The sequence below is a fragment of the Curtobacterium sp. MCLR17_051 genome, from assembly GCF_003234395.1.
GTDB lineage: Bacteria > Actinomycetota > Actinomycetes > Actinomycetales > Microbacteriaceae > Curtobacterium > Curtobacterium flaccumfaciens.
Genome location: NZ_QKTA01000005.1, coordinates 58,835 through 82,004 on the forward strand (window position 1 = coordinate 58,835; position 23,170 = coordinate 82,004).

Consider the following 23,170-nt stretch of genomic DNA (forward strand, 5'->3'; position numbering starts at 1 on the left):
CCCCGTGACGGACTGGAGGCCCGGCGCACGTCGTGCCCCGGGCCTCCTGTCCGTCGTGTGGTGGCGTCAGCCCTTGCTGTCGAACGTCCCCAGCTTCACGTCGGCCTGGCGGGTCTGGCCGTCGCGGACGTAGCTGATCGTCGTCGAGGCGCCACCCGCGAAGAAGCGCACCTGCGCGGTCAGGTCGGTGGCGTCGGAGACCGACGCCGAACCGATCTTCGTGACGACGTCGCCCTTCTGCAGACCGGCCTTCGCCGCGGCACCGCCGTTGGACACCGACTTGATGAGGGCGCCGACCTGGGTGGCGCTGGCGTCCTCGGTGGCGTCGCCGACCGTTGCGCCGAGGAGACCGTGGGTCGCCGACCCGTTGTCCTTGATCTCGTTCGCGACCCGCTTGACCAGGTTGGCCGGGATCGAGAAGCCGACGCCGATGCTGCCGGCGGCCGACTCCGACGACGACGAGCTGCCAGCCGAGGCGATCGCCACGTTGATGCCGATCAGTCGGCCCTTCGAGTCGAGCAGCGCACCGCCGGAGTTGCCCGGGTTGATCGATGCGTCGGTCTGGATGACCGGGAGCGACACCGTGGTGTTCGCGGACGAGCTGCTGCCGTTGTCACCGTTGCCCCAGAAGTCGAAGGGACCCGAGCCGCCGTTGCCGCCCTCGTTCGAGTCGCCGCCCTCACTGGGGGCGCTCGAGGTGACCTGGATGCTGCGGTTCAGCGTCGAGACGATGCCGTCGGTGACGGTGTTCGACAGACCCAGGGGCGCGCCGATCGCGACCGCCGTGTCGCCCACGTTGAGCTTGGACGAGTCCGCGAACTCCATCGGCTTGAGGTCGGTCGCGTCGATCTTGATGACCGCGAGGTCGACCGTCGGGTCGGTGCCGATGAGCTTGCCCGCGTAGATCTTGCCGTTCGAGGTCGTGACGGTGATCCGGCCGTTCGAGCTGTCGCCGTCGAGGGTGACCACGTGGGTGTTCGTGACGATGTAGCCGTCCTTGCTCATCACCACGCCGGAACCGGTGCCGGCCTCGTTGCTCGCGGACACGTTGATCGTGACGACGGACGGGGTCGCCTGTGCCGCGACGGCCGTGACCACGGTGGCGGAGTCGTAGTCGTTGACGGTCAGGTTGCCGCCCTGCGACGAACCGGAGGACACCACGCTGCCACCGTCGTTGCCCGAGGAGACGGCCCAACCGGCACCGCCGCCGACCAGACCACCGGCGATGACCGCGGCGATGACCGGCAGGAGCAGCTTGCTGCGGCCCGAGCGGTCCTTGGTCGTCGTGGTCGCCGCGGCGCCCGAGGCGTCGTCGCTGAAGTAGTGACCGTTGCGCTGGTTCGCGCCGTCGACGTCACCGAAGCCGCTCGTGGCCGACTGCGGAGCCTGCGCGGACGCGTTCGCGTACTCGGAGGATGAGCTCGGAGCGGTCGAGGACGTCGGCTGGGCGTACTCGCCGTAGCGGGGGCGTTCGCCGCCCGGCTGGCCGTACTGGGACTGCTGGCCGTACGGGTTCTGGGGCTGCTGGCCGTACTGGCTCTGCTGGCCGTAGGGGTTCTGGGGCTGCTGGCCGTACTGGCTCTGCTGGCCGTACGGGTTCTGGGCCTGCGGCGTCTGCTGGCCGTACTGCGGCTGCTGGCCGTACGGGTTCTGGCTCTGCGGGGGCTGCTGCCCGTACGGGTTCTGGCTCTGCTGGGGCTGCTGGCCGTACGGCGACGTCTGCTGGCCGTAGCCGCCCTGCTGCGCACCCGAGGAGTCGCCGGAGACGGCGGGGTACGGCGCGGTGTAGCGGTCGGTCGGGTGGTCCGTCGACGACGGGATCACGTCCGTGTGGTCCGGGGTCGTCTCGTCGTTCTGGTTCTGGTTCGGGCGAGGGGTCTCGTCCGGCTGGTCGGAGTCGTTCGGCATCGACGTGTTCCCTCTCGTGGCCGCTGCTGCGGCGTCCTCACTGGCGGCAGGCGGAGCCGCATCGTCCGGACGGCGGTCGTCGCCCTGCCCGTTGGGCGTGGTGTCGGTCATGCTGGACGTGCTCCTTTCAAGCTCGTGCAGTCTGTCGCAAGCACCTGAGCGGTCCTTCTGGCGAGGCTGCGAGCCACCCCTGGCGATCTTATGCGTGCGCTGTACACGGTGGCCCGGTCCGCCGCGGGACGGACAGCTAGGTTGGGGTCCGTTCAGCGCGACACGTCGTCGCCCGCACGGGAGGGAACCACATGCGCCAGGCAGGACCGTGGCTGCGAGCCGCCGACGGAGCGATGCTGCTGGGACCGGACGGGGTCCCCGCACCGACGGTGTTCGCCGAGATGAGCGCCCTCGCCGCCAGCACCGGCGCGGTCAACCTGGGGCAGGGCTTCCCCGACGAGGACGGGCCGGCCGAGGTGCTCGAGGCCGCGGTGCAGGCGATCCGCGACGGCGTGAACCAGTACCCGCCGGGCCGGGGCACCCCCGACCTGCGGGCGGCGATCGCCGAGCACCAGCAGCGGTGGTACGGGCTCGAGGTGGACCCCGACCGCGAGGTCCTCGTCACCGCCGGTGCCACCGAGGGGCTGGCCGCCACGATCCTCGCGCTGGTCGAACCCGGTGACGAGGTGATCACCTTCGAGCCGTTCTACGACGCCTACGGCGCGCTCATCCGGCTGGCCGGCGGGGTGCACGTCACGGTCCCGCTCACCGCGCCCGACTTCCTGCCCGACGAGCGCACGCTCCGCGCGGCCTTCACCGACCGCACCCGCGCCGTGCTCGTGAACACCCCGCACAACCCGACCGGCCGGGTCCTGCCCACCGAGGTGCTGCAGACGATCGTCGACCTGGCCACCGAGCGCGACGCGGTGATCATCACGGACGAGGTCTACGAACACCTGACGTTCGACGTCCCGCACACGCCCATCGCGACCCTGCCGGGCGCCGCCGAGCGGACGGTGTCGGTCTCGAGCGCCGGCAAGACCTTCAACACGACCGGGTGGAAGGTCGGCTGGCTCACCGCTCCCCCGGCACTCGTCGACGCGATCACGACGGTGAAGCAGTACCTGACCTTCGTGAACGGCGCGCCCTTCCAACCGGCCGTCGCCGTGGGACTCCGTCTGCCCGACGCAGTCTTCACCGGCATCGCCGCCGACCTGCGCGCGAAGCACGAACTGCTCGCCGACGGACTGACGGCGGCGGGCTTCGACGTGATGCGACCCGACGGCGGGTACTTCGTGCTCGCCGACGCCGCACCGCTCGGGTACGACGACGCCCGTGCGTTCTGCCTCGAACTGCCCGCGTTGGCCGGTGTCGCGGGCGTGCCGGTCTCGGCGTTCGTCCGCCCGGACCGGGTCTCCGGCTACCGGTCCCTGGTGCGCTTCGCGTTCTGCAAGCGCCGGAGTGTCCTCGAGGACGCCGCCGCGCGTCTGGCAACCCTCGGAGCGCGTCCCCGCGCCTGAGACGCGACCGCGTCGGGGACGCGACCGACGCGTCAGGGCTGCCCCGCGCCTCCAGGCAGGGTGCGCGGTGCGACGTCGTAGCGCCGCAGCGACAGCGACGGGTTCACCCGTCGGACGGCGTCGGTGACGGTGGTGTCGATCGTGGCGGTGAGCGTGGTCGGCGAGGCACCGGCCGAGGCGACCGCGACGCCCGACGGGTCGAGGACGACCGAGCCGCCGATCCCGATCGGCGGCGTCTGCCCGACCCCGACGACCCAGACGGTGTTCTCGATCGCCCGCGCGGTGAGGAGGGTGCGCCAGTGGTGCTCCTTGCCGGGGCCGCGCACCCACTCCGCCGGGAGGACGACGACGTCGGCCGCTCCGGTCTCGGGAGCGGCGAGCCGTCGCGTGACCTCGGGGAAGCGCAGGTCGTAACAGGTCTCGAGCCCGACGCGGACTCCGCCGAGGTCGAAGACCGGCAGCTGCTGCGGGTCGCCGGACTCGATGCGGTCCGACTCCCGCGAGCCGAAGGCGTCGTAGAGGTGGACCTTCCGGTACGTCGCCGCCAGGTCGCCCGACGGGAGCACCGCGACCAGGGTGTTCCGGAAGCGCTCCGGCGTGTCCGCCGACTCGGCGACCCCGACGACCAGGGCGATGCCGGTCTCGCGGGCGATGTCGCGGAGGCCGGAGACGAACGGACCGTCCAGGGGCTGCGCGGCCGCCACGAACCGATCGTCGATGTCGGCGGTGAAGTAGGAGGTGTACTCCGGCGTGACGAGGAGGTCCGCGCCGCGGGCCGCCGCGTCGACCGCGGCGGTGCGCACCGTGTCGAGGTTGGCGACGGGGTCGTCCACGGGGGCGAACTGCGCCGCCGCGATCGTGAGGGTGGCCATGCGGCGAGCGTACCCGGGGGTCTGCGGCGGGCGGGCCTGCGGCTGGGCGTCCTGCGCCGGGCGTCTCGCGTCTCGCGTCTCGCGTCTCGCGGCGGGGCGTCTCGCGGCGGGGACACGAAGAAGGCCCCGGTCCTGTTGGACCGGGGCCTTCATGTGACGCTTGGTTGCGGGGGCAGGATTTGAACCTACGACCTCTGGGTTATGAGCCCAGCGAGCTACCGAACTGCTCCACCCCGCGGCACGTTTAGAAGCCTACACGGGGCCGTGGCGGGACACAAATCGAGTGCCCCGCCACGGTGTGTCAGTTGCCGTTCTCGGCTGCCGTGGCGGCCTCGATCGCGTCCTGGAGGCGCTGGTCGGCTTCCGCCGCGGCGACCAGGTCGTTGTCGGCGTAGGCCTCCTGGCGGTCCTGCAGGGCTGCCTTGGCGTCGGCCAGGGCTTCCTGCAGGGCGTCGTTGTCGGTCGAGCCGGTCGAGCCGGTCGAGCCGGTCGAGCCGGTCGATCCGGTCGAGCCGGTCGATCCGGAGCCCGAGGACCCCGTGTCGGAGCCGGACCCCGTGTCGGAGCCGGATCCGCTGTCGGAACCGGAACCGGAACCGCTACCGGAACCGCTGCCGCTCGCGCCGGAGTCGCCAGCCGCGGCACCGGAGTCGCCGCCGAACAGCGAGTTCAGCGCCTCGTCGAGGGTGTCCTCGAACGCGATCTTGTCGCCGAAGGCCACGAGGACCTTCTGCAGCAGCGGGTACGAACCACTCGAGGTCGACTGGACGTAGACGGGCTGCACGTAGAGGAACCCACCGCCGACCGGCAGCGTGAGCAGGTTGCCCTGCTTCACGGTCGAGTTGCCCCGCTTCAGGATGTTCAGCTCCTGCGACACGGTCGAGTCACCGTTGAAGAGGCTCTGCACCTGCCCGGGGCCCGGGATGTTGTCGGTCTTCGGCATCGTCAACAGCGTGAGTTTGCCGTAGCCCGACGCCTTCTCGCCCTTGCCGGCACCACCCGCGTCGGAGTTCACCGCCAGGTAGCCGGTCAGCACGTTGCGGTTGTTCGCCCCGGCCGACTGCTGAGGGATGTAGGTCGTGTACAGCGAGTACGCCGTCCCCTGCCCCGGCACCTTCATCGTCAGGTAGTAGGGGTCCTGCAGGTTCGCCCTGTTGGCGGTCGTCGTCGTCTGCGCGCCGAGCGCGTTCGTCGACGTCGCCGCGGTGTCGGCGTCACTGTCCGACGTCGCCGTGCTGGTCGGTTCCTGCGGGGTGTTCCACGCGTCGTCACCCGAGTAGAACGAGTTGGCGTTGGTCACGTGGTACGTCCCGAGGATCGAGCGCTGCACCTTGAACAGGTCCGTCGGGTACCGCACGTGGTCGAGGAGTTCGGCGCTCATGCTCGACACCGGCTTCATCGACGTCGGGAAGATCTTCTGCCACGTCTTCAGGACCGGGTCCTTCGTGTCCCACGTGTACAGCGTCACCTTGCCCGTGTAGGCGTCGACGGTGGCCTTCACCGAGTTCCGGATGTAGTTCACCTGGTCGGTGCGGTACGTCGAGGACTCGGCGCCGGCGATGCTGTCCGACAGGCTCTGGCTCTGCGAGTACGGGTACGCGTCGCTCGTCGTGTAGCCGTCCACCACCCACTGGATGCGGTGGTCGACGATCGCCGGGTAGGCGTCGCTGTCGACGGTCAGGTACGGCGCCGCCTTCTGCACGCGGGTGATCGGGTCGCGGTCGTAGAGGATCTGCGAGTCCTTGTTCACCGCGTTCGAGAGCAGGATCTGCTCCGACTGGAACTTCGCGGCGTACACGAGCCGGTTGAAGAAGTTGCCGAGGCTCGGACCGCCGTCGCCGGCGTAGGTGGTGGTCGCGTTCCCGCCGTTGTCGTCGTCCGAACCGGACGGGTAGTCGAGCTCGACGTCCTTCGTGCCCTTCGGCGCACCGACGATCGAGTAGGGCGGCGAGGTCTCACCGAAGTACACGCGCTGCTGGAAGTCGCCCAGTGCACCGTTCGACGGGATGCCGGACTCGAGGAACACCGGCTTGCCGTCGCTCGCGCGCTGGTTGCCGTAGGCCGCGGTGACGCCGTAGCCATGGGTGTAGACGAACGCCCGGTTGTACTGCGTGTTCGCGGCCGAGCTGAGCCCGGCGAGGTCGATGTCGCGGACCGCGATGACGGTGTCCTCGGTCTCGCCCTTGACGTCGTAGCGGTCGACGTCGAGCTCCTTCGGGAACTGGTAGTACTGCCGGTACTGCTGCAGCTGGCTGAACGTGTCGGAGACGATCTTCGGGTCGATGAGACGGATGTTGGCCGTGGTCTGCGCGTCCTTCGCGAGCGCACCCGAGCTCGTTTCGGTCGTGGCGTCGTAGTTCTGTTCCTCGACGCCGGCGACACCGTAGGCGTCTCGCGTGGCCTTGATGTTCCGCTCGATGTAGGCGGACTCGAAGGTGCGCTCCGAGGGCTTCACCTGCAGACGCTGGACGACCCACGGGTAGATGCCGCCGACGACGATCGCGGCGACGAGCAGCAGGCCCGTGCCGACGATCGAGATGCGCCAGCGGCCGATGACCGCCGTGACGATGAAGAGCAGCGCGACGATCGCCGCGATGCCCGCCATGATCTCGCGGCCGGGGATGACCGCGTTGACGTCGGTGTACTGGGCACCGGTGATGAGCGAGTTCGACTTCGTCAGCGCCGCGTACTGGTCGAGCCAGAGGCTGACGGCCTGCAGCGCGATGTAGAGCGCCGCCGTGACCGCCAGCTGGATGCGTGCGGCACGGGAGATCCGGACCTCGCGACCACCGAAGCGGAGCGCACCGTAGAGGTAGCTCGCAGCGAGCGCGGCGAGGCCGGCGATGAGGACGACGGCCGACGAGTAGGCCACGATCGAGCGCCAGAACGGCAGCTCGAACACGTAGAACCCGATGTCCAGTCCGAACTGCGGGTCGGTCTTGCCGAACGGCGTGCGGTTGAAGTACTCGAGGACCATGCTCCAGCGGCCCGCGGTCGAGAGCCCGGCGAAGATGCCGAGGACCACGGGGATGCCGATCATCACGGCGCGCCGCAGCGGCTCGATGACCTGCTGGTAGCGGTCGAGCTGCGAGTTGAGCTTCGCGTAGACCGGCCGGAACCGGAACGCGAGCGCGATGCTCACGAAGACCGGGACCGCCATGCCGAGGAAGCCCGCCAGGAACATCAGGGTCCCGGCGATCCACCGGGTGGTGAGGACCTGCTGGAACCCGAGCTGCGCGAACCACGCGTAGTCGGTGTACAGGCTGGCGAAGATGAAGAAGGCGATCACCAGTGCGGCCAGCACGATGATCGTGACCACGATGGGGACCCGCGGCGAACGCCGCCCCGAGGTGGACGAGGTTGTCGTCACTTGATGTGCTCCAGACGTGTCGGACCGGCGGGCCCGGCTCGCGGCGGGCCGTCAGTGACACTGATCCTATGGGACCGGACCGAGCGTGAACCTGTACGGGGGCTCAGGACCGGATCAGGACCCGCAGCGAGCGAGCTTCGCGGTGCTCCCGCCGTCGGCGATCGTCTGCAGGTCGGTGACGGCCTGGTCGAGCGTGGAGACGCTGTAGACGTCGAGCCCGTCCGGCACGTGCCCGACGACCTCGTCGCAGTTGTCCGCGGGGGCGAGGAACACCGTGGCGCCCGCGTCCGCGGCACCGTAGAGCTTCTGCCGGATCCCGCCGATGGGGCCGACCTCGCCGGCCGCCGTGATCGTGCCGGTGCCCGCGACGTGCTTGCCGCCGTTCAGCTTGCCCGGCGTGATCTCGTCGATGATCCCGAGCGCGAACATCATGCCGGCGGACGGACCGCCGACGTCCTGCAGGCGGATCGACACCTTGAAGGGGAACTCGTAGCGCTCGGTGACGCCGACCCCGAGCAGCGCCGTGCCCTGCTCGCTGCGCGGCGTCACCCGGACGTCCTTCGTCGCGCCGTCCCGTTCGACGGTGACGGTCGCGGGGCTCGAGGTGCCGTGCTGCGCGACGGCTTCGCGCAGGCTCACTGCGTCGGCGTTGGTCGTGAGCGACTTGCCGTCGAACGCCGTGATGACGTCGCCCTTCTCGATCGTGCCGTCGGCCGCTGAGCCCTCCTGCACGGCGCTGACCTCGAGTTCCGTGGGCAGGTCGTTCCCCTGCTGGATGAGCGCGGCGGCGACGGCTGACTGCTGCGACGCCTGCATGTCGGCGGAGTCCTGCTCGTTCACCTGCTCGGTCGTGGTGCCGCTCGGGTAGATCGCCTCGACCGGGATCACCGCCTGCGACCTGGTGAAGATCGCGCGGATCACGCTGGTCCACGACGGGCGGTTCGTGGCGTCGCCCTGGATGCCGACGGTGAGCATGTCGAGGGCGCCGGCCGTCGGGTACGTCTCGTGGCCAGACACCTGGATGAGCTTGACGTCCTTCGCGTCCTTGCCCGTCCCCTGCTCCTGGGTGCCGATCGTGTTGTAGACCGGCCCGGGGACCTCGATGAGGTACGGGCTGGGCAGCAGGCTCGCCAGCAGTCCCAGCACGACCGCGCCGATCAGGAACGCCCACCCGACGGTCCGGGCACGCGAGCGACGACGGGGCGCGGGGGCGAAGAGGGTCACGCGGGGTCCTTCCGAGGTGGGCACCCGAGCCTGGAGGCAGGGTGGTCGCCCGCGTCTCGCGACGGGGCTGTTCGCCCTGGGCGCAGCGCTTCGGGCGTTCCCACGGGGGCATCCCAGGTGCGGCCCCGTGAGCAGCGATTAGCGTAGTCGGCATGCCTGATGAACCACAGCCGGGGCCGGACGACGACTTCCAGGAGATGCTGCGCAAGCTGCTCTCGGGCGAGGGGCAGATCGACCCGTCGCAGCTCGCCGGTGCCGCCGGTCTGCCGAACGACCCGGCATCCGTGGCGAACCTGATGAGCCAGCTCCAGCGTGCCGCGCAGTCCGGCGGTGACGGCATCGACTTCTCGGCCACCGCGGAACGCGCCAGCGCGATCGCTCGGGACGGCGGCCACCCCGTCGACCCGGCCACCTCGCAGGCGGCCGACCAGGCGTTCCAGGTCGCCGCGCTGTGGCTCGACGAGGTCACGACCGTCGCCGAGCTGACCGCGACCCCGAGTCTCTACACGCGTGAGCAGTGGGCCAAGGCGACCGTCCCGGTGTGGACGCAGATCGCCGAGCCGGTGGCCTTCAGCATCGCCGATGCCCTGACCGAGGCGATCGACCAGCGTGCTCCCGAGCAGCTCAAGGCGATGCTCGGCGACGTCTCGAAGGCGATGCGCGGCATCGGCGGGGCGCTGTTCGCGATCCAGCTCGGCCAGGTCGTCGGGCAGCTGTCGAAGGAGGTCGTCTCCGGCGGTGACGTCGGCGTGCCGCTCCTCGACGAGCAGGTCGCGGCACTCCTGCCCCAGAACGTCGCCGAGTTCGCCGAGGGCCTCGACGTCTCCGAGGACGAGGTCCGCATCTACCTCGCGGTCCGCGAACTCGCCCACGCCCGGCTCTTCCGGTCGGCACGGTGGCTCCGGCTGCACATCATCTCGTCCATCACGGACTACGCGCGGGGCATCCACATCCCCTTCGACCGCGTCGAGGAACTCGCGGCCGACATCGACCCGACCAACCAGGAGCAGCTGCGCGACGCACTCGCCTCGGGTGCCCTCATCCCGCCGCGGACCGCCGAGCAGGACGCCGCGCTCGCCCGACTCGAGACGATGCTCGCCCTGGTCGAGGGCTGGGTGGACACGGTCACCGCCGCGGCCACGGTCCGTCTCCCCAAGGCCGGAGCGATCGCCGAGATGGTGCGCCGTCGCCGTGCGGCCGGCGGCCCGGCCGAGTCGGCGTTCGCGACACTCGTCGGCCTCGAGCTGCGTCCGCGTCGTCTGCGTGAAGCTGCCGCTATGTGGCAGCGGGTGACGGACGAGCTCGGGGCCGAACAGCGTGACGCCCTCTGGTCGCACTTCGACCTGGTGCCGACCTCGGACGACGTCGACGCACCCGATGCCCTCGTCGCACGGCTGCGGAACCCGTCCCAGACCGACGAGGACGACGCGTTCGACAAGGCCCTCGAGGACCTGCTGAACGACTCGACCGGTGCGCGTCCGCACGAGGACGAGTCCGGCCGCGTGGCCGACGACACCGAGGGTGGAGCGGGCGACGAGCCCGGGAACGACACGGGCGACCAGCCCCGCTGAGTTCTCCACAGATCCTCCTGGTGACCCCACGCGTGCCGCGCACTCCGGCACCGTGGGGTCATGGGCATCCGCATCGATCCGACGCTCGAGTTCGTCTGGCGTGACCCCGCCACGGTCCAGCTCGGGGTCGATCCTCCACGCGCGGTCGTCGCGGTGCCCACCACGGGGGAAGAACGGTTCCTCGACGGTCTGCGACGCGAGACCGGCCACGACGTGCTGGCAGGCCTGGCGGCCGCGTCGGGGTGCTCGCCGGAACGTGCTGCCGGTGTGCTCGGGGCCGCGTCGCCCGCGGTGGTCGAGGTCCTGCCCGAGCCGCTCGAACGCATCGAGGTGCACGGCACCGGTGTCCTCGCCGACGCCGTGGCGACGTTCCTGTCCGGCGAGGGCGTGACGGTCAGCCGCACCACCGCGCCCGCCGGAGGGCCGATCGTGCTGCCCGAGCCCGAACCACGCCTGGCCGTGGTGGTGGCCGACCACGTCGTCGACCCGGCGCTCCGCGCCGCGTGGACCCGCCGGGGTGTGCCGCACCTGGCGGTCGTCGTCGGCGACGGACGCGTCCGTCTCGGTCCGTTCGTCGTGCCGGGAGCCGGGCCGTGCCTCCAGTGTGCTGAGTACGCACGCGTCGACGACGACCCGGCCTGGCCGGCCATCGCGGCCCAGGTGTGGGGGCGGCACCCGACACCGCTGTCACCGTGGCGGTCGGCGGCGGTGGCCGCCGCCACGACGCGGATGCTGCTGGAACGGCTCCCGCTCCGGACGCAACGAGCCGACCCCGACCAGCTCGTCTTCGAGCGCGACGACCTGTCGGTCAGCCGTTCGCCGGTCCGGCCCCATCCGCGGTGCGCGTGCCGAGCGCTGCCAGGAACCGACTCGGAGCCCGGGCTCCCCCACGCGTGGAGCCCTGTTGCGACCACGTGATCGTGACCGAACGGCGGGCGCGCGTCAGCCCGACGTAGAACAGGCGTCGTTCCTCGTCCACCTCGGTGTCGGTCGACGCGTGCGAGATCGGCAGGAGCCCCTCGGCAGCGCCGGCGATGACCACGTGCGGCCACTCCAGACCCTTCGACGAGTGCAGCGTCGCGAGCGTGACGGCATCGACCTCGGGCTCGTGGTGCGTCGCCGCACGGTCCACCAGGTCCTGGGTGAACTGCTGCATCGTCGTGCCGGCGGGGGCGTCCTCGGCCAGGCCCATGATCGCCTGCAACGCTTCCCACTGCTCACGGACTGCGCCGGTGCCCTCCGGCGGCGTCTCCGTCCAGCCGCTGACCTGCAGCACCAGCCGGACCCGTCGGGTCAACTCGTCGTCGGTCTGCCGGATCGCCTCGCCGCGCATGTGGTGGACGGCGAGCTTGACCTCCGGGCGGTTGAAGAACCGGGTCCCGCCCTGCACGCGGTAGGGGATGCCGTTCCGGCCGAGCGCGGACTCGAGCGCAGCGGACTGCGCCCCGACGCGGAAGAGCACGGCGCAGTCCCCGTAGGACGCTCCGGCCCCGACGAGCTCGGCGATGCGCCGGGCGATGGTCTGTGCCTCGTCACCGTCGTGGACGCAGGCCAGCACGACCGGTTCCGGGCCCGGTTCCTGGCTCTGGGCCACCAGGTCGAGCGCGCCGGGCTGGCCGCGCATCAGCGTGTTCGCCGCGGACACGACCTCGCGGGTGGAGCGGTAGTTCCGCTCGAGGCGCAGGACCGACCCGCGCGGGAACTCCGACCCGAACCCGAGCAGGTAGTCGCTCGAGGCGCCGGCGAACGAGTAGATGGTCTGACTGGCGTCGCCGACGACGCACAGGTCGTCACGGCCGCCCAGCCAGGCCCGCAGCAGGTCGTGCTGCACGGGCGAGACGTCCTGGTACTCGTCGACGACGAAGAACCGGTACTGCTGCCGCACGTACGACGCCACGCGGGGCTCGGACTCGACCATGCCGAGGGTCGCCAGCAGGACGTCCTCGAAGTCCAGCTGCCGCCGGTCGTCCTTCAGTCGCTCGTACGCCTTCATCAGGTCGATGACCCGGCGCGGCGTGGTGTCGCGCGGCATCACCCGGTCGGCGGCGGCGGCTTCGTACTCGTCGAGCGAGAGCATCTGCACCTTGCGCCACTCGACCTCGGCGGCCAGGTCGCGGAGCACCGGGGTGTCGACGTGCATGCCGACCGTGTCCGCGGCGTGGGCGATCATCCGCCCCTTGGACTCGACGATCTTGGGGGCGTGCCCGCCGACGGTGTCCGGCCAGAAGTAGCTGAGCTGCGCCATCGCGGCGGCGTGGAAGGTGCGCGCCTGGACCGTCCCGGCCCCGAGCGCGCGCAGGCGCGACCGCAGTTCGCCTGCGGCACGGGTCGTGAAGGTCAGCGCGAGGACGTGGTTCGGCGCGTAGGTCCCGGTGGCGACGCCGTAGGCGATCCGGTGCGTGATCGCGCGGGTCTTGCCCGTCCCGGCGCCGGCGAGCACGGCGACCGGACCGAGCAGGGTGCGGGCGACCGTCCGCTGCTCGGCGTCGAGCGCGGCGAGCAGTTCGTCGGGCGACGGCGGCCGGGGCTCGACTGCCCCGGCACCCGTTGCACCGCGCGGACCGGTGACGCTCACGGCAGGTCCAGCGGCCCGCCGTACCACTCCTCGATGATGGCGCGGGCGATCGAGGTGCGTCCCGGCAGCAGCAGGGTGTCGCCGGCGCGCTCGCGGATCTCGTCGCGCGAGAACCACCGGACGTCCAGGATCTCCACGCCGTCGGGGCGGGCGGTCGTCGGGTCGCCGCCGGCTGCGCGGGCACGGAAGCCCACCATCAGCGACGCCGGGAACGGCCACGGCTGCGAGCCGAGGTACTCGGGCTCCTCGACACGGACGCCGGACTCCTCCCAGACCTCGCGGCGGACGGCGTCCTCGAGCGACTCCCCCGGCTCGACGAACCCGGCCAGCAGCGAGTACCGGTCGGCGTCCCACGCGGCGTTGGAACCGAGCAGGATCCGGTCGTCGGCGTCGACGACCCCGACGATGATCGCCGCGTCCGTGCGCGGGAAGAGGTCGTGCCCCTCGGGGTCGCGGCGGACCCATCCGCCGCTCACGACGGCGGTGGGCGACCCGGTGCGCGGCGAGAAGCCGTGCACGGCGTGCCAGTTGGCCATCGCGACGGCTTCGACCGCCAGGCCCTGGTCGCGCGGCGAGAGCTCGGTGCCGAACATCCGGAGGCTCTGCCAGGCGTCGTCGTCGGGTTCGATGGCGGTGGCCGTCGCGCTGTCGATCAGGGCGGCGACGAAGCGGGTACCCGCCGGGGCATCGGCGGCGTCCGACACCGCACGGCCGAGGTACAGGGTCACGGTGTCGACCGGGATCTCCGTCGCGGTCACGAAGCGCAGGGTGCCGTCGGCGTTCCGGAGCATCTCGGCACCACGCACCGGCAGGTACCGGGTGTGCTCGTCCTCGCGCAGGACCCGCTCGACGTCGTCGGTCGTGCGGAACTCGGCGTCGCGGTCGAGTTCGTTGCGGGAGAGCGGGAGCCGGGCGGCGAACTCGACGGTCACGGCGGGAGAGCTCCTCGGATCGGGTGCGGACGTGCAGGAGACGTGCGGTGGGCGTGCGGGCCGCCGAACAGCGTGGCGTGCAGCCGTGCACGCGTCACGCGCCTACCCTGAGGGGCATGGCGGGATCCCAGTTCACTCTAGCCGCGTTGGCGACGACGGCCGTTCCAGGTCTCCTCGTCACGGGCACGCGCACGCTCGGCTCGGCCGCGGCCGGCGACTACGAGTCGGCGCTCCTCCGCAACGCCGACGGCACCGAGATCGTCATCCGCCGCCCCCGGAACCAGCGCGCCGAGGCGCGGCAGTCGGCCGACCTCGTCGCCATCCGCGCGCTGAGCGCCGGCATCCGCACGCGCCTGCCGTTCGGCGTCGCCGAGTACCGCGGCCAGGCGCCGATCGGGTCGACGCGCGCCATCGTCACGACGCGGCTGGCCGGGGCTCACCCGACCCTCGCGTCGCTCGTCGAGCGCCCCGACCTCGCCACCAGCGTCGGCCGTGCACTCGCCGCGATCCACCAGCTGCCGACGAGCTTCGTCTCCGACGCCGGCCTGCCGTCGCTCACGCCGTTCGAGGTGCTCCGGTCCGCCGTCTCGGTGATGGACCGCGCCGTGGCGACCAAGCTCGTCCCCGCCGCGCTCGTCGAACGCTGGGAGGGTGCCGCCCGCGACCAGCAGCTCTGGCAGTTCACGCCGACCGTCGTGCACGGTTCGCTCGGCACCGGCGCCCTGCTCGTCGACGGCGACGCGGTGACCGGGATCCTCGACTGGGGCGAGCTGCGGCTCGGCGACCCGGCGAAGGACCTCGCCTGGGTGCTCGCCGGCCGCCGCGATGCCTTTGACACCGTCCTCAGCGCCTACGAGGCGAACGGCGGCGGACGCGACCGCCAGCTCGCACAGCGTGCACGCGTGCACCACGAACTCGAGACGGCGCACTGGCTGCTGCACGGCGTGCAGGCGAAGAGCACCGAGGTCGTCGACGACGCCGTCGCGATGATGCACCGCCTGGTCGACGCGGTGCACGCCCCGAGTGCGGAACCGCTGCAGTCCGTGTCGCCGGAGACGATGGAGATCGGCGAGGTGGAGCAGCTGTTGTCCTCCACCGAACGCCGCCACGGCTGACGCTTCGTGAGCAGGAATGGTCGGGTCGCTGCGGCACACCCGACCATTCCTGCTCATCAACGTGCGGCAGGAGTCGTGGACGCGACCGCCTGGAGGCCCGGCGCGGGTCCGGCGGACCGGCACCGGGCCTCCAGGGCGGAGCGCGACACGGGCGGCGCGCGACACGGGCGCAGCGCGCGCGACGGGCGCAGCGCGCCCGCAGGACGTCAGCCGATGGCCTCGGACCACGCACGCTCGAGTCCGGCGCGGTCGAGCAGCTCGGTCGGACGGACCTCCAAGTCGTCGGCGACGAAGTAGAACACCGCGTCGACCTGGTCGAGCGGCCGCCCGGTGAACTCGGCGTAGGCGACGCGGTACAACGCGAGCTGCAGGGTGCGGCGGGCCAGGTCGTCCACCCCCGACGGCGCCTTGCCCGTCTTCCAGTCGACCACCTCGGCGCGCCCGTCGATCTCGTACACGGCGTCGAGCTTGCAGACGACGCTGTGCCCGAGGAACGGGATGTGGATCTCGCGCTCGACCTCGATCGGCGTCAGCCCCGCCCACCGTGAGCCGGCGAACGTCGCCTGGAAGTCCGCGAGGCGACGGGCGTCGTCGTCGGTGACCACGGCGTCCGGCGACGAATCGGCGAGGTCGTCGGCATCGAGGTCGAGCTCGCCGTCCCACACGTCGAGCGTCTCGAGCGCGCCGCCGCTCCGTGCCCGCTGTTCCACCCACTGGTGGAACAGCGTGCCGAGCCGGGTGGCGCGGTACGGGCGCTCCGGCATCGGCCGGCGGAGCCGCTCGGCCACGGAGTCGGGTTCGGTCAGGTAGTCCTTGAAGCCCGACGCCGGGACCCGGTGCGGGACGGCGACCGCGTGCTTCGCGTTCCGGGTGGCGTGCCGTTCGGCGAGCAGCAGGTCGATGTCCGCAGCGAAGCGCCCCGCGGCACCGGGGTTCGCGTTCCGCACCCGCTCGGCGGCAGCCAGGACCCGCGGCGCACGCTGCCCGAACGGCACGTGCGGCCAGGTCTGGGTCGCGCCGCTCTCCCCCATCGGGTTCTCGTCGTGCACCGTCGTCTCCGGGATCGCCGCACCGTCGATGACGCCGGCGTCCACCAGGTCGCGCAGGTAGCGGCTCGGCTCGGTGGGTCGGACCCCGCCCGCCCAGAACGAGCCGGACACCAGCAGGTCGTGCTTGGCACGGGTCAGGGCGACGTAGGTGAGCCGGCGTTCCTCGTCCTCGTTGCGGGCCTTCACCTGTTCCTTGAAGGCGTCGATCGCCGTGGTGACGTCCTTCTGGGTCTCCTGCCCGCGCCATGCGAGTCGCGGCAGCTCGGCGGCGTCTCCACGGAACTCGTACGGCAGTCGGCCGAACCCGAGCCAACCCGACGAGCCCTCCTGCGGACGCGCCGGCAGGCCGCCCTCGACCATCCGGGGCACTGCGACGGCGTCCCACTCGAGCCCCTTGGACCCGTGGATCGTCAGGATCTGCACGGTGCCGGCCTCGGGCTCCTCGGACCGCGGGCCCATGTCGTCCCGTCGGGCTGCGGCGTCGATCCACCCGAGGAAGGAACCGAGGTCGGCGCGGTCGTCGGTCGACACGAAACCGGCGAGCTCGTCGATGAAGGCGTCGAGGTACGCGCCGCTGCCCTGTTCGTGCGCGGCGACCTCGATGTCGAGTCGCATCTCCTGCACGACGAGCGTCACGAAGTCGACCAGGTCGCTCCCCGCGCGTGAGCGGAGCATCGCGAGCTGCCCGCCGAGCGCGCGCATCCGGCTGCGACCCGCGGGGGTGATGCCCTCGAGCGCGCCGTGCTCGTCGGGTGCGGTCGCGACGAAGTCGAGGGCGTCGACGATCGACCCGTGCTCCCCGGCAGCAACCGATGCACGGAAGGCCGCGGTCAGGTCGTCGTCGAGGCGCTGCTGGGTGTGGTCGCGCTGGAACAGCCACCGGGCGAGCTGGTGCAGGGCGACGATGTCCGCCGCCCCGACCCGCCACCGTGCACCCGCGAGCAGCCGGATCAGGTCGTTGCCGGCCGCCGGGTCGTGCAGGACGCGCAGGCACGCCACCAGGTCGACGATCTCCGGACGCTGGAGCAGTCCGCCGGTGCCGAGCACGTGGTACGGCACCCCACGGGCACCGAGCGCCGCCGTGAACGCCGCGAGGTCCTTCCGAGCCCGCAGCAGCAGCGCCATCGAGCCCGCCGGGTTCTGCCTGCGGTGGTCCTGGAACCACCCCGCGACCTCGTCGGCCTCTTCCGGCAGGGTCTCGGGGAACACCACCCGCACGGTGCCAGCGTCCGCACCCGGCCGGGGCGAGAGCCGTTCGACGTCGACCTCGGACGCCTCGGACAGCGGTGACACGATCGCGTTCGCCCCCGCGAGCACGTCCACCGGGTTCCGCCAGCTGGTCGACAGCGCGAAGGTGACGGGTTCGGCCACGCCGGGTTCGTCGCCGCCGAAGTCGTGCGGGAACCGGGCGAGGTTCGCGGCACTCGCACCGCGGAACCCGTAGATCGACTGGTGCGGGTCGCCGACCGCCATCACCGAGTGCCCGCGGAACAGCCGGGCGAGGAACCGGGTCTGCACCACCGAGGTGTCCTGGTACTCGTCGAGGAGCACCACGCCGTACCGGCTCCGCAGGTCCGTGACGACGCGTGGGGCCGACTCGGCCGCGGCGAGCGCGAGGGCGATCTGGTCGGAGAACTCCACGAACCCGCGGTCGACCTTCTGTCGTCGGAACTCGGCGACCAGGTCGGCCAGGGGTTCGAGGGCGCCGATCGCGGCGACCGCGTCGGTGATCGCCTTGTACGGCTTGCCGCGGTTGCCGGGGAGTTCGAGCAGCTCCGAGAACTCGATCGCGAACCGGCGCAGGTCCTCCGGCTCGACGAGGTGTTCCGAGGTGGCACCGGCGAGCGCGACCACGGCTGCGGTCAGGGTGTCGACGTCGCGGTCGAGTCCGGCGAGCCGGTCGTCGCGGGCGGCCACCACCACCCGACGGGCGAGCTGCCAGGCCGACGGTTCGGTCAGCACCTGGGACTCGCCGTCACGCCCGACGAGCAGGGCGTTCTCGCGGAAGACCGCGTTGGCGAAGGCGTTGTACGTCGAGACGGTGGGCGCTTCGAAGGCGTCCCCGGGGGTGATCAACCCCACGTCCTCGAGCGCACGGATGCGGTCGTTGATGCGGACGGAGAGCTCGCCGGCGGCCTTGCGGGTGAAGGTCAGACCGAGGACCTCGTCGGGGCGGACGAGTCCGTTGGCCAGCAGCCAGACGACGCGCGAGGCCATCGTCTCGGTCTTCCCGCTGCCGGCACCGGCGACGACCAGCGCCGGCACGAGCGGTGACTCGATGACGGCGCGCTGCTGGGCGGTGGGACGGGGGCGGCCGAGAGCGTCGGCGATGGCGTCGGCGCCGTGCCGGATGACGGGCGGTGCAGCGGCAGCCGTGTCGGTCGTGTCCGCCGTGTCGGTCGTGCCCGCCGTGTCGGTCGTGTCCGCCGCGTCGCTCACCAGGTCACCTCCGCCACCACGTGGATCCGGCACTCGACCCCGGTCCGGGCCTTCTCGCAGTGGTCGTCCACGTTCGCCACGAAGGTCCGGCCGGCCATGCCCCGCGCCACTCCGTGCAACCGCTCGCGGTAGGCCTCGCGCGCCTCGGCGTCGAACGCGTGCTGGGTCCGCTCGGAGTACGCCTGTCCGCCGCGGGGGTTCTGGACGAAGACCAGCCGGGCGTCGGTCATCGGAGACCCCGCCGGCACGCCCTCGACCGCGCCGTCCTCGACCGCGAGTTGGTAGGCGCCGAGCTGCGGGTGTTCCGGCATGTCGTTCTTCTCGCTGGGCATCGAACGGCCGGTCTTCAGATCGACGACGCTCACGCGCCCCTCGGGGTCGACCTCGATGCGGTCGATGCTCCCCCGGATCCGGGCTGGCCCGGTCACGAGCGCGAACGAGGTCTCGGCGCCGAGCAGCCTGCGACCGGCGCTGGCGAAGGTGCGGAGGTAGTCGCTCAGCCCCTCGATCATCCGCCGGGTCCGGGCACGTTCGCGGTCGGCGACCCAGGGCGACTCGAACGTGAGCTCGTCCCACCGCGCCTCGACCCGCTCCCACAGCGACTCGACGTCGATCTCGGTGGCGTGCTCCATCGCTTCGTGCACGATCGTGCCGATGCCCATCGCCGGGCTCGGGGCACCGCCGCCGAAGGTCTGCGCGAACCAGTGCACCGGGCACTCCTCGAAGGTGCCGATCCGCGACGGCGACACGGATACTGCCGGGGCGACCGGCTCGCCGCCCTCGACCTCGGGCGCGGGCTCGGCGTCGAGGTCGACCAGGGGGTCGTCCGTCGTCGGTTCGGCGAGCCCGTACCACTCGTCCGGAGCCGCCCCGGGGACCTCGGCCTCGGCCAGGCGGGCCAGGGCGGACGCAGCCTCGTGGTCGCCGGAGCCCACCACCCGGCGGCGCAGCGACCCGGCCAGCCCACGCAGGGACAGCGGGTGGACGGTCGGTTGACGGTCCGGCGGCACCGGGACGAGCCGGACGAAGGGTGACGGCGACTCGTCGTCGTTCGCGACCGTGCCGATGACGACCTGGGTGGTGGCGCGCGAGACGGCCCGGGCGAACAGCCGGAGTTCGTCGGCGACCACGGCGGCACGGTCGTCGATGCGCGAACGCTCGACCCCGGCGGCAGCGCGGACCAATCCGTCCGGGTCGAGCAGACTGCCGCGCACCCGGGTGTTGGGCCAGACGCCGTCCTGCAGACCGAGCACCACGACCACGTCGCACTCGAGCCCGATCGTCGCCGACGGCGTCAGTACCCGCACCCGGCCGGCGGTCCGGTCGGGGCCGATCGAGTCCTCCGGTAGGTCGGCGCCGAGCAGGTCGTCGACGAAGACCCGTGCAGGGGCGTCCGGCGTGCGCTCGACGAAGCGCTTGGCGGCGGTGAACAGGCCGACGACGGCATCCAGGTGCCGGTCGGCTTCCCCGGCGCCGACCCCACCGGCGGCGGACTGGGCGCCCCACGACTTTGCAAGACCGCTGCGTTCCCAGAGGCCCCAGAGGATCTCTTCGATGCTCGATCCCGCCTGGGCGTCGGCACGCGCCTGCACCAGGCTCCGGGCCAGCCGGGTCGCTCGTCGTGCGAACCCGGCGTCCACCGTCGCCAGGCGCTCCGGTGCGCCCAGGGCATCGACGAGCAGTTCGTCGGCGGTGCGGCTGCCGTCGCCCGCGAGTTCCTCACGCCGCAGGGCGAGCCGGAGCCGACGCATCGCCAGGGTGTCGAGGCCACCCAGGGGTCCGGTGGCGAACGCGGTGGCCAGGGCGGCGTCGAGCGGCAGGACGTCGAGCGCCACCGCGGCCGCGTCGAGCAGCGCCCGCGCCGCCGAGTCGTCGCGCGGACGGACGGGCGCGGCACCGGCGGTCGCCGGGACCTCGGCCACGGAGAGTGCCCGGACGAGTTCGGGGATGGCAGCACCGCTGCGGGTGACCACGGCCATCCGGTGCCACGGCACACCGTCGAGCAGGCGGTGTTCGCGCAGTCGACGGGCGATCGCCACGACGAGCGCGGACCGGCTGGCGGCTTCGAGGTGCACGACGGCGTCGGACCGCGCATCCTGGTCGCCTGCCGACGCGCTGCGCTGCCGACCGGCCGCCGCGGTGCCGATGCGACCCGTGACGCCGGTGACCAGGGCGCGGATCGGGGCGGGGTGCCGGTGCACCGCGCCGAGGAACAGCTCGTCGACACGGTCCACCCCGAGTCGCACGGTCAGTCGACCGAGCACGTCCGGTTCGGCGCCGCGGAACGCCGAGGCGGCGATGTCCGGGTCGCCGAAGGCAACCACCTGCACGCCGGAGCGCGCGAGCGCCCCGAGCAGGGCGATCTCGCCCTCCACCAGTTCCTGTGTGTCGTCGACCACGACCAGGCGCAGGGCGGCGATGCTCGCGGGGAGCTCGTGCCGCAGCACCGCGGCGGTGGCGTACGCCACGAGTTCGCCGGAGTCGAGTCCGGTCGGTCGGAACGCGGTGACCGATGCGCGGTAGTCGTCCACGAAGTCCCCGACGGCCCGCCACTCGGGCCGTCCGAGCTCGTCGCCGAGTTCCCGCATGTCGTCGGGCTCGACGCCGGCGGCCACGGCACGCATCATGACGTCGCGCAGGGCGGTGCGGAACCCCGCTCGCTCACGGACGACGGCGGTGATCGGGTCGGGCCAGGCCGGTCCGGCTCCGTCGAGTTCGTGGCCCGCGAGCAGGTCGGCGATGATCCGGTCCTGCTCCCCACCGGTCAGCAGCGTCGGGGGTTCCTGTCCCTGCACCGACGCCGCGTGGGTGACGATCTGGAACGCCAGCGAGTTCACGGTGCGGGCGAGTGCACCCGGCACGACCCGGTCGACCGCCCGAGCGAGCCGGTCGCGCAGCGCCGTCGCGGCCGTCCGCGCCGAGGTCAGGGCGAGCACCGTCGCGTGGCCGTCGGGGGTGATCGCGTCGGGTCGGGTCAGCCGGTCGGCGACGAGCCGCGCGAGCGTGGTCGTCTTGCCGCTGCCCGGCGCACCGATCACCGCGGCGTGACGGCCGTCCGGCAACGCGAGCACCGCGGCCTGCGAGGGGTCGTCGACCAGTGCGCGCGCGAACCCGGTGTCCTCGGGAGCGGGCATCAGCGTGGTCTGCGGCACGCTCGTACGGTACCCAGGACCGCCGACAGCACCGCTGCTGACGCGCGGGGCACCGATCGTCACGCCGTCGAGTGCGCCCGCGGCGAACGCCCGATGCCGCACGGGACCGCTCGGATACGCTGTGCTCGTGGACATCAAGATCGGCATCATCAACAGCCCCCGCGAGATCGCCTTCGAGACCGCCCAGACCGCGGACGAGGTCGAGAAGGCCGTGTCCGAGGCGCTCACCGCCAAGTCGACGCACCTGTCGCTGCAGGACGACAAGGGCCGTCGCTTCATCGTCCCTGTCTCGGCCCTGGCGTACGTCGAGGTCGGCGCGGAAGAGGCACGGCGCATCGGCTTCGTCGCCTGACGACGTGGAACTGCTCTTCGCCGTCCTCGGCGGCATCATCATCGGTGCGGTCGCGCACGTGATCCTGCCGTGGCGGTCGAACCGTGGCGTGCTCGTCGGCCCAGCGGTCGGCGGCATCGCCGCAGCAGTGCTCTGGGAAGCGCTGACCTGGGCCGGGTGGCGGTACGACGGCACCTGGATCTGGGTCGTGGCCCTCGTGGGGTCCGGCGTGGTCGTCCTCGTCGTCGAGTGGCTCCTCGGCACGCAGCGCGACAAGCGCGACGCCGAGTACTACGAGCAGCTCAAGACGCGCGGCGCCTGACGCTCGACCGCTCAGGCCGTCAGCCCGAGCGCGTCCATCCGTCGGGTGTGCGCGGCGATGAGTTCGGTCCAGACCGGCTCGAGCCGCTCCTGGTCCTCGCGGGCGTGCGACGCCAGCGCCGACCGGGCGACGAGCAGGGTGTCGCCCACCAGACGGCGTCCCCACATCGCCAGACGCGAACCGATCTGCGGGTCGTCCTCGATGTGAGCCGTCAGCTCCTCGACGACCGCCGCTTCCTCGCGCGCGTCGAACACCGACCGCAGCCTCTGCCGCACGTCGAGCGGCAGCGAGCGGAGCAGGTTGCCGAACAGGTCGTTCAGGATGCCGGCGGTCACGTAGCCGGTCAGCATCGACTCGTACCAGTCGGCACCGCTCGTCCGTTCGAGGAACAGGTCGATCGCCTCGCGGTGCGGGGCCATCAGCGCCGCCGGGTCCCCGCCGGTGCGCTCGATCTCGGCCACGATCGTGCGGTGCCGCTCGAGCGCCGTGGTCGCGAGGACCCCGGTGACCAGACGGCCGGAGAGCGTCGGTGCCGAAGCACCGGCTCGTCCCATCGTCTCGTAGACGGAGAGCTGCAGGTACGCGGCCTGCCCGAGGTAGACGTCGAGCTCCGGGGTGACGTCGTCGAGCGCGAGGCGCTTGACCTGTGCGGCTCCGCGCGGGTTCCGCGACGCGAGCCATGCTGCAGCGAGCTGCGCCGCGCGCTTCCGGTTCCACCACGACACCACCCGACCAGCATAGAGGGCGCGCCCCGTGGGACCCGCCGGTCGCCCCGTTCGGCGCCCGGACCGGACCGCCC

Annotated in this window: 15 protein-coding genes and 1 tRNA gene; 6 read left to right on the forward strand and 10 right to left on the reverse strand. The window is 72.0% G+C overall.

Annotated elements, in window-relative coordinates; genetic code table 11:
• Positions 1–66: 66 nt before the first annotated feature.
• The gene (locus tag DEJ06_RS06450) at positions 67–2,019 is read right to left on the reverse strand and encodes a S1C family serine protease (protein WP_258372451.1); all 1,953 of its coding nucleotides are present in this window, start codon (positions 2,017–2,019) and stop codon (positions 67–69) included.
• Between the two features lie 191 nt (positions 2,020–2,210).
• Here DEJ06_RS06450 and DEJ06_RS06455 point away from each other — a divergent pair, with 191 nt between their 5' ends.
• Positions 2,211–3,419, forward strand: a complete 1,209-nt coding sequence (locus DEJ06_RS06455) for an aminotransferase class I/II-fold pyridoxal phosphate-dependent enzyme (RefSeq protein WP_111038795.1) — start codon at positions 2,211–2,213, stop codon at positions 3,417–3,419.
• Positions 3,420–3,451: 32 nt separating this feature from the next.
• Here the strand turns inward: DEJ06_RS06455 and DEJ06_RS06460 are convergent, their stop codons facing one another.
• The 4 genes from DEJ06_RS06460 to DEJ06_RS06475 form a co-directional block, all read right to left on the reverse strand.
• Entirely contained in the window at positions 3,452–4,291 is an 840-nt protein-coding gene (locus DEJ06_RS06460; RefSeq protein WP_181436799.1) for a carbon-nitrogen hydrolase family protein, read from the reverse strand.
• Positions 4,292–4,452: 161 nt separating this feature from the next.
• Positions 4,453–4,529 (reverse strand) — tRNA-Met (locus tag DEJ06_RS06465).
• Between the two features lie 63 nt (positions 4,530–4,592).
• Positions 4,593–7,610: a UPF0182 family protein gene (locus DEJ06_RS06470; protein WP_181436801.1), complete on the reverse strand. Its 3,018-nt coding sequence runs from the start codon at positions 7,608–7,610 to the stop codon at positions 4,593–4,595.
• A 165-nt stretch (positions 7,611–7,775) separates the two neighbouring features.
• Positions 7,776–8,885, reverse strand: coding sequence for a PDZ domain-containing protein (locus DEJ06_RS06475; protein ID WP_111029540.1), 1,110 nt, complete (start codon positions 8,883–8,885; stop codon positions 7,776–7,778).
• A 152-nt stretch (positions 8,886–9,037) separates the two neighbouring features.
• Here DEJ06_RS06475 and DEJ06_RS06480 point away from each other — a divergent pair, with 152 nt between their 5' ends.
• Positions 9,038–10,456 (forward strand): zinc-dependent metalloprotease, encoded by a 1,419-nt coding sequence (locus tag DEJ06_RS06480; RefSeq protein WP_084741096.1) that lies wholly within the window; start codon positions 9,038–9,040, stop codon positions 10,454–10,456.
• A 60-nt stretch (positions 10,457–10,516) separates the two neighbouring features.
• Complete coding sequence (locus DEJ06_RS06485; RefSeq protein ID WP_111038797.1) at positions 10,517–11,374, forward strand: TOMM precursor leader peptide-binding protein; 858 nt, start codon at positions 10,517–10,519, stop codon at positions 11,372–11,374.
• Here the strand turns inward: DEJ06_RS06485 and DEJ06_RS06490 are convergent.
• Both DEJ06_RS06490 and nudC read right to left on the reverse strand, forming a co-directional pair.
• Positions 11,265–13,031, reverse strand: coding sequence for an ATP-dependent helicase (locus tag DEJ06_RS06490; RefSeq protein WP_181436798.1), 1,767 nt, complete (start codon positions 13,029–13,031; stop codon positions 11,265–11,267). The genes DEJ06_RS06485 and DEJ06_RS06490 overlap by 110 nt on opposite strands.
• Positions 13,028–13,963: an NAD(+) diphosphatase gene (gene nudC, locus DEJ06_RS06495; RefSeq protein WP_071405456.1), complete on the reverse strand. Its 936-nt coding sequence runs from the start codon at positions 13,961–13,963 to the stop codon at positions 13,028–13,030. Before nudC ends, DEJ06_RS06490 begins: the two co-directional genes overlap by 4 nt.
• Before the next feature lie 116 nt (positions 13,964–14,079).
• Here nudC and DEJ06_RS06500 point away from each other — a divergent pair, with 116 nt between their 5' ends.
• The gene (locus tag DEJ06_RS06500; protein ID WP_111038798.1) at positions 14,080–15,078 is read left to right on the forward strand and encodes a phosphotransferase; all 999 of its coding nucleotides are present in this window, start codon (positions 14,080–14,082) and stop codon (positions 15,076–15,078) included.
• Positions 15,079–15,284: 206 nt separating this feature from the next.
• Here the strand turns inward: DEJ06_RS06500 and DEJ06_RS06505 are convergent, their stop codons facing one another.
• Positions 15,285–18,566 (reverse strand): ATP-dependent DNA helicase, encoded by a 3,282-nt coding sequence (locus tag DEJ06_RS06505; protein WP_258372449.1) that lies wholly within the window; start codon positions 18,564–18,566, stop codon positions 15,285–15,287.
• Positions 18,563–21,718 carry a UrvD/REP family ATP-dependent DNA helicase gene (locus tag DEJ06_RS06510; RefSeq protein WP_146245806.1) on the reverse strand — a complete coding sequence of 1,052 codons (3,156 nt, stop codon included), beginning with the start codon at positions 21,716–21,718 and terminating at the stop codon, positions 18,563–18,565. Before DEJ06_RS06510 ends, DEJ06_RS06505 begins: the two co-directional genes overlap by 4 nt.
• 127 nt (positions 21,719–21,845) lie before the next feature.
• On the opposite strand from DEJ06_RS06510, the gene DEJ06_RS06515 reads away from it, so the two are divergent.
• Both DEJ06_RS06515 and DEJ06_RS06520 read left to right on the forward strand, forming a co-directional pair.
• Positions 21,846–22,070 carry a DUF3107 domain-containing protein gene (locus DEJ06_RS06515; RefSeq protein WP_031259670.1) on the forward strand — a complete coding sequence of 75 codons (225 nt, stop codon included), beginning with the start codon at positions 21,846–21,848 and terminating at the stop codon, positions 22,068–22,070.
• A gap of 4 nt (positions 22,071–22,074) precedes the next feature.
• Complete coding sequence (locus tag DEJ06_RS06520) at positions 22,075–22,371, forward strand: hypothetical protein (protein WP_111033226.1); 297 nt, start codon at positions 22,075–22,077, stop codon at positions 22,369–22,371.
• 11 nt (positions 22,372–22,382) lie between these two features.
• Here the strand turns inward: DEJ06_RS06520 and DEJ06_RS06525 are convergent, their stop codons facing one another.
• Positions 22,383–23,096 (reverse strand): ferritin-like domain-containing protein, encoded by a 714-nt coding sequence (locus tag DEJ06_RS06525; RefSeq protein ID WP_258372448.1) that lies wholly within the window; start codon positions 23,094–23,096, stop codon positions 22,383–22,385.
• Between the last annotated feature and the right edge of the window lie 74 nt (positions 23,097–23,170).